The sequence below is a fragment of the Bradyrhizobium genosp. SA-3 genome (assembly GCF_004212635.1).
Lineage (GTDB): Bacteria > Pseudomonadota > Alphaproteobacteria > Rhizobiales > Xanthobacteraceae > Bradyrhizobium.
This window is the reverse complement of record NZ_PSRT01000255.1, coordinates 1-5,622: the sequence shown is the minus strand read 5'-3', so window position 1 is coordinate 5,622 and position 5,622 is coordinate 1. Positions and strand designations below refer to the sequence as shown.

The following is a 5,622-nucleotide window of genomic DNA, read 5'->3' as shown; positions in this document are numbered from 1 at the left end:
AGACCGCGGAGCGGTCGTCTCGAAGGACGAGGCGCTTGCTCAGCCGCTCCAAGAGATCCTATGCGATAGCCCTGCCGCAAGCGGGGAGAGGGAGAGATCACCCGCCGAACACATACGATGCCATCGCGACGCCCGCGACCTCGTCGACGAAGACGCGGCGGCCGACGTCGCTGCCGGCGGCGCCGGCTGCGACCATCAGCGGCAGCAGATGGTCCTCGCGCGGATGCGCAAGGCGCGCGCTCGGTGCGTTCTCCCAGTCGACCAGCATCGCGTTGCGGCGGGCCGCATCCGGATTGCTGATGGCCTCGTTCAAATAGGCCTCGAAATCGTACGAGACCGGCTTGGACTCCGGTCGATTGAAGCCGCGCATGTTGTGATAGGTCAGCCCGCTGCCGACGATCAGAATGCCTTGGTCGCGCAAGGGCGCGATCGCCTGCCCGACCTTGATGTGCTCGGCCGCGTCATAGCTCGACTTCAGCGACAGCAGCACGATCGGCATGTCCGCGTTCGGATACATCAGGCCGAGCGGCACGAAGGTGCCGTGGTCAAAACCCTGATTGGGATCCTCCCGACAATCGAGGCCGGCGCGCGCGAGCAGCGCCTTCACCTCTGCGGCAAGCTCGGGCTGGCCCGGCGCCGGATATTTGAGGTGATAGGTATGCTCGGGGAAACCGTAATAGTCGTACACCATCGGCGGATGCGCCGAGGTCGACACGGTGAAGGCGTCGGCCTCCCAATGTCCCGTGATGACGAGCACGGCCTTGGGCCTTTCGGGGAGCAGCTGCGGCAGCCGGCCGAACTCCGCGGCGGTCTTCGCGTATTGCACCCGCCTGTCCTCCATGAACGGCCAGGGGCCGCCACCATGCGACAGGAACAAGGTCGGAAATCGCGTCATGGGCTCGTGTCTCGTTGGCAACAGGCGCGTGCGAGCTGCCCGCGCGATCGGCGGCGAGCATAGGCAAACCGGCATGGTTAGCAAGCCGTTAACGATTTGCCTTCCAAAATCTCCGGCGTGGCCGAAGCAGTCGGCCAGAAGACGAGGACGGAAGATGAGGAAGTTTGCGCTGGGGGACGTCGTCAACAGTGACAAGGGCCGCCGCGGCGTCGTTCGCGCCGCCTTCAAGTCACGCGAAGGCCAGCAGTTCTATGCCGTCGAGAAGGACGGCGCGATGGACTACCTGGAGGAAGACCGGCTGAGCCCGGCGCCGCGCGTCGAGCTCGCGGCATAATCCAATTCATTTCCTGCCCTCACCTGCCAGCCGATCGAGACGCTCCGCGAAGGGGTCGTCTCCGCTCGCGATGCGGTCGTCCGTGATCAGCAACAGGCGATCACGGTCTGCGGCCGCGTCCCAATGGGGCAAACCGGGACCATTGGGATCGCCGCTTCTTGCAAAGTTGATCCAGTAGCCGCGAATCCGACTCGCGACCTCGCGATCGCCTCGCGAGAAGATTCCTGCACCGGGCACGCCTTCCGCACCGAAGATGAACTGCAATTCGCGTCCATGCCCGCGATCGGGATTTGCGCGCCGCGCCTCGGGCACATAGCCGAAGCGATAGCGAAAGGTCGGCGCGCCGGTGGCCGCGTGAAGACGGGCCAGCAGTCTGACCGGCTCAGAGAAGACCTTGTCGGTATAGAACCGAGCCTTCAGCTCCGAAGGTTTCGAAAGATTGGGATAGAGCTCGCGCAGCCCATCGACCGTGCGGCCTGACGATGCAAGGTCGTCTTGGTCGTCGAGTTCATCGCCGAAACGCGTCTCGTCGTCATTCGAGCCGATGATGAGGGGAATGCGGCTCTCGTGCCCCGCCGTGAATCCCGCAGCGATGTCCTCCGTCACCAGGCTCCCATCCTTGACCGGCACAAAGGCGCGCGCGAACTTCGCCAGCAGGCGATCTTCGGCAGCCAGCAATCGTGCCGGCGGGACCGCCCGCAAATCCGGCTCGGAAGCGAGGCCCGCGGCGAAATACGCGCTCACGACCTCCGCCTCCTGCGGCGAGTGCAGAGCTGCGCGGCCGGGCACCGATTGCAAAATGGCTTTCTGGAATAAACCGCGCGCCTGTCCGCACAGCATCAGCAGTGCGATCGACGTCGCGCCCGCGCCGTTGCCGAACAGAGTGACGTTGTTTGGATCGCCGCCGAACGCCGGGATATTGTCGTGCACCCAATGCAGCGCCGCAATCTGGTCCATCAGGCCGTAATTGCCGGAGCCGCCCTCCGACAGCGCCGGGTGAGTGAGCCAGCCGAGCACACCGAGGCGATAATTCACGGTGACGACGATGAGGCCGGCCTGCGCCAGTCTGGCGCCGTCGAACACCGCATCGTTCGCGGTGCCCGTGACGAAGACGCCGCCATGGATGAACATCATCACCGGCAGCGGACCGTCGACCCCGAAGGGACGAAACACGTTCAGCGTGAGGCAATCCTCGCGCGCGGCAGGCAGCGACGGTTGAAGGCACGGCGCGCCGTAGTCGTAGGCGGTGTGCATCTCCGAACTCTCGGCCGTCGGCTGCGGCGGGCGCCAGCGCAGCGCGCCGACCGGCGGCGCCGCGTAAGCCAGCCCCTTGAAGGAGGCCACCTCGCCTTCGACGGCGCCAAGCATCTGTCCTTCACGCGTCAGCGCAAATGGAAACTGTCCGACCGGCTGGGCCGCGGCCGAGCCGGCGCAACACAGGACAATGGAAGCCGCAACAAGCGCGAGCACGGATCGCATCTTCGGAGCATCTCGATGCGCGGAACGGTTCCAGCAGGTTACGTCCGCGGCCGCCAGCGAGGCAAGCCTCGCGGCAGTCGTACCTATTGGGGGCAATTTCATTGAGAGCGATTCCCTTGCGGCGCATCCTTCGAGACGCCCGCTGTAGGCGGGCTCCTCAGGATGCGGAGGGGATGCATCGCAGCAGTTTCAACAGGCACGATGCCGCTTAGCCTCATCCTGAGGAGGCCGCGGGGCGGTCGTCTCGAAGGACGAGGCGCGTGCTCCGGCCGTGCCAAACCGTTATGGGATCTTCCCTGTCGGCAAGCGCGGGGCGAGGGAGCGCACCTTCGATGCGGCCGGACGCTTGGCTCAATCGCGCTCGCGACCTAACTGCCCTTGGCGAGGAGCTCCGCCAGCGCGCGGCGCGCGATGATGCCGAGCTCACCGAGCGTGGAGTGCCCCGACTGTGCCGCCTCGATCAGGCGCTCGGCGATGAACCTGCGGCTGTCGTGATCGCCGCCATGTGGCAATTGGCGGCACGTCTCCTCCAGGACGACATCCATGTTCGCTTTGGTTCGCTCACTCAACTCTGTCATGACGCCCGGTCGGTACGCGTGGCTTGTAAGCGCAAGCATACACAGAAGGATGTGGTCTGATTAGCCCGGACAATCCCGGCGATTGTGCATCGCGGTGCGTGTATCGCCATAACCTTCGCGCGGCCACGATGCCGCCGCAAACGACTACCGAAGATTGCACTTGTCCTGATGACAAGCCGAACCTGCAGCGATAGCCTGCCGGCAAAACAAATACACGGGAGGAATGCCATGCCTGACGCAATGGTCGCCGCACGTGAATCCCAAGCGGCGAGCGGAACAGCCCAGCAGGTCGACGTCGCCGTGGTGGGCGCCGGATTTGCCGGGCTCTATCTCCTGCATCGCCTGCGCAAGGCCGGCTTCAAGGCGGTCGCCCTCGATGAGGCCGGCGACGTCGGCGGCACCTGGTACTGGAACCGCTATCCCGGCGCGCGCTGCGACATCCAGACCATCGATTACAGCTACACCTTCGATCCTGACCTCGAGACCGCCTGGACCTGGTCGGAGAAATACGCGACCCAGCCCGAGATCCTGCGCTATCTCGGCTTCGTCGCCGATCGCTATGACCTCAGGCGCGACATCCGCTTCAAGACCAAGGTGACCGAAGCCAAATGGGACGAGGCGACGGAGCGCTGGCAGCTCACGACCGATAACGGCGCGCCGGTCTCCTGCCGCCATTACATCATGGCGACCGGCTGCCTTTCGGCGCCAAAGCCGCCCGAGATCGACGGCGTCAAGGACTTCAAGGGGGAGGTCTATTTCACCGGACGCTGGCCGCATGACGGCGTCAATCTCGCGGGAAAACGCGTCGCCGTGATCGGCACGGGCTCCTCGGCCATCCAGTCGATCCCGCTGATCGCCGAGCAGGCCGCGCATCTGACCGTGTTCCAGCGCACGCCGAATTTCGCGCTGCCTGCACACAATGGCCCGGCGCCAGCAGACCGCGTGAGCCTGCTGCAAGGCGATCGCGCGGCCTATCGCGAGCAGGCGCGCCAGTCGATGGCCGGCGTCCCCTACCCGCAGCAGACCGTCGTGAGCTGGCAGTTGAGCGATGCCGAGCGTCGCGAGCGGTTCGAACGCGCCTGGGCAGCCGGCGACCTCGTCCACATCCTGACGCAGCTCTGGGCTGACCAGGCCGTCGATGTCGACGGCAACAAGATCGTCCAGGACCTGATCCGCGAGAAGATCCGCGCAGCCGTCAACGACCCCGAAACCGCTGCGGCGCTGACGCCGCACGATCATCCGTTCGGCGCCAAGCGTCCCTGCCTCGATACCAACTACTACGCCACTTACAACCGGCCGAACGTCACGCTGGTCAATCTGCGCCAGGAGCCGATCAAGGCGATCACGGCGGGCGGCATCTCCACGAACGGCCGCAGCTTCGATCTCGACGTCATCGTGTTCGCGACCGGCTTCGACGCCATGACCGGCGCGATCCGTGCCGTGCATCCGATCACCGGGCGGGGCGGCCGGTCGCTCTCCGACGTCTGGGCGCAGGGACCGCAGACCTATCTCGGCCTCACGGTCGAAGGCTTCCCGAACTTCTTCATGATCACCGGCCCCGGCAGCCCGTCGGTGCTCTCGAACATGGCGGTGTCGATCGAGCAGCATGTCGACTGGGTCGTCGATCGCCTTGCCGCGCTGCGCGATGCCGGTTTCAACACGATCGAGCCGACCGAGACGGCGCAGGCCGCCTGGGGCCGGCACATGGCCGATTGCTCGATGCTGACGCTGCACCGGCTCGCCAACACCTGGTACACGGGCGCCAACGTGCCCGGCAAGGTTCAGGGCTTGATGCCCTATACCGGCGGCGTCGGCCCCTATCGCAGCATCTGCGACGAGGTGGTCAGCCGCGGCATGCTCGGCTTCAGGCTCACCGGCCCCAACAGCGCCGCGCAATGCAATGACGGCGAGGTGGTGCGCCTGCAGCCGGACGTGCGGCTGGTGCTGAACCTGCTCGTGTCGCTGAACCTGCCGCCGATCGAGTCGATGGGCGCGCTCGGCGCACGCGCCTTCGTCGACGAGTTCAACAAGGGCCGGCCTGCGGGGCGGCCGATCGGGGACATCGTCGACGGCACCCTGCCAGTTGCCGACGGCGCGCTGCCTTACCGCGTCTACAAGCCGGCAGCGCCGGGACCACATCCGATCGTGGTCTATTTCCACGGCGGCGGCTGGGTGCTCGGTGACGAGGAGTCGGACGAGCCGTTCTGCCGCGACATGGTGCGGCGGACCGGCATGATCTTCGTCAGCGTCGGCTATCGCCATGCGCCGGAGCATCGCTTCCCCACCGCGGCCGAGGACGGCTATGCGGCGACGCGCTGGATCGCCGAGCACGCCGC

At 66.0% G+C, this 5,622-nt stretch carries 5 protein-coding genes; 2 read left to right on the top strand and 3 right to left on the bottom strand.

The genetic code is table 11. The features are described from left to right. Positions 1-97: 97 nt before the first annotated feature. A complete protein-coding gene (locus tag CWO91_RS41370; protein WP_130221055.1) occupies positions 98-895 on the bottom strand; it encodes a DODA-type extradiol aromatic ring-opening family dioxygenase in 798 nt (265 codons plus the stop codon). A 154-nt stretch (positions 896-1,049) separates the two neighbouring features. Between CWO91_RS41370 and CWO91_RS41365 the strand changes: the two genes are divergently transcribed. Beyond that, positions 1,050-1,229 (top strand): hypothetical protein, encoded by a 180-nt coding sequence (locus CWO91_RS41365; RefSeq protein WP_027547875.1) that lies wholly within the window; start codon positions 1,050-1,052, stop codon positions 1,227-1,229. A 6-nt stretch (positions 1,230-1,235) separates the two neighbouring features. Here the strand turns inward: CWO91_RS41365 and CWO91_RS41360 are convergent, their stop codons facing one another. Next, entirely contained in the window at positions 1,236-2,708 is a 1,473-nt protein-coding gene (locus CWO91_RS41360) for a carboxylesterase/lipase family protein (protein ID WP_165406071.1), read from the bottom strand. A gap of 368 nt (positions 2,709-3,076) precedes the next feature. Then, positions 3,077-3,325: a hypothetical protein gene (locus tag CWO91_RS41355; protein ID WP_130221053.1), complete on the bottom strand. Its 249-nt coding sequence runs from the start codon at positions 3,323-3,325 to the stop codon at positions 3,077-3,079. A 189-nt stretch (positions 3,326-3,514) separates the two neighbouring features. Here CWO91_RS41355 and CWO91_RS41350 point away from each other — a divergent pair. Next, positions 3,515-5,622 (top strand): alpha/beta hydrolase fold domain-containing protein (locus tag CWO91_RS41350; protein WP_130221052.1); only part of this gene is annotated, 2,108 nt, incomplete at its 3' end.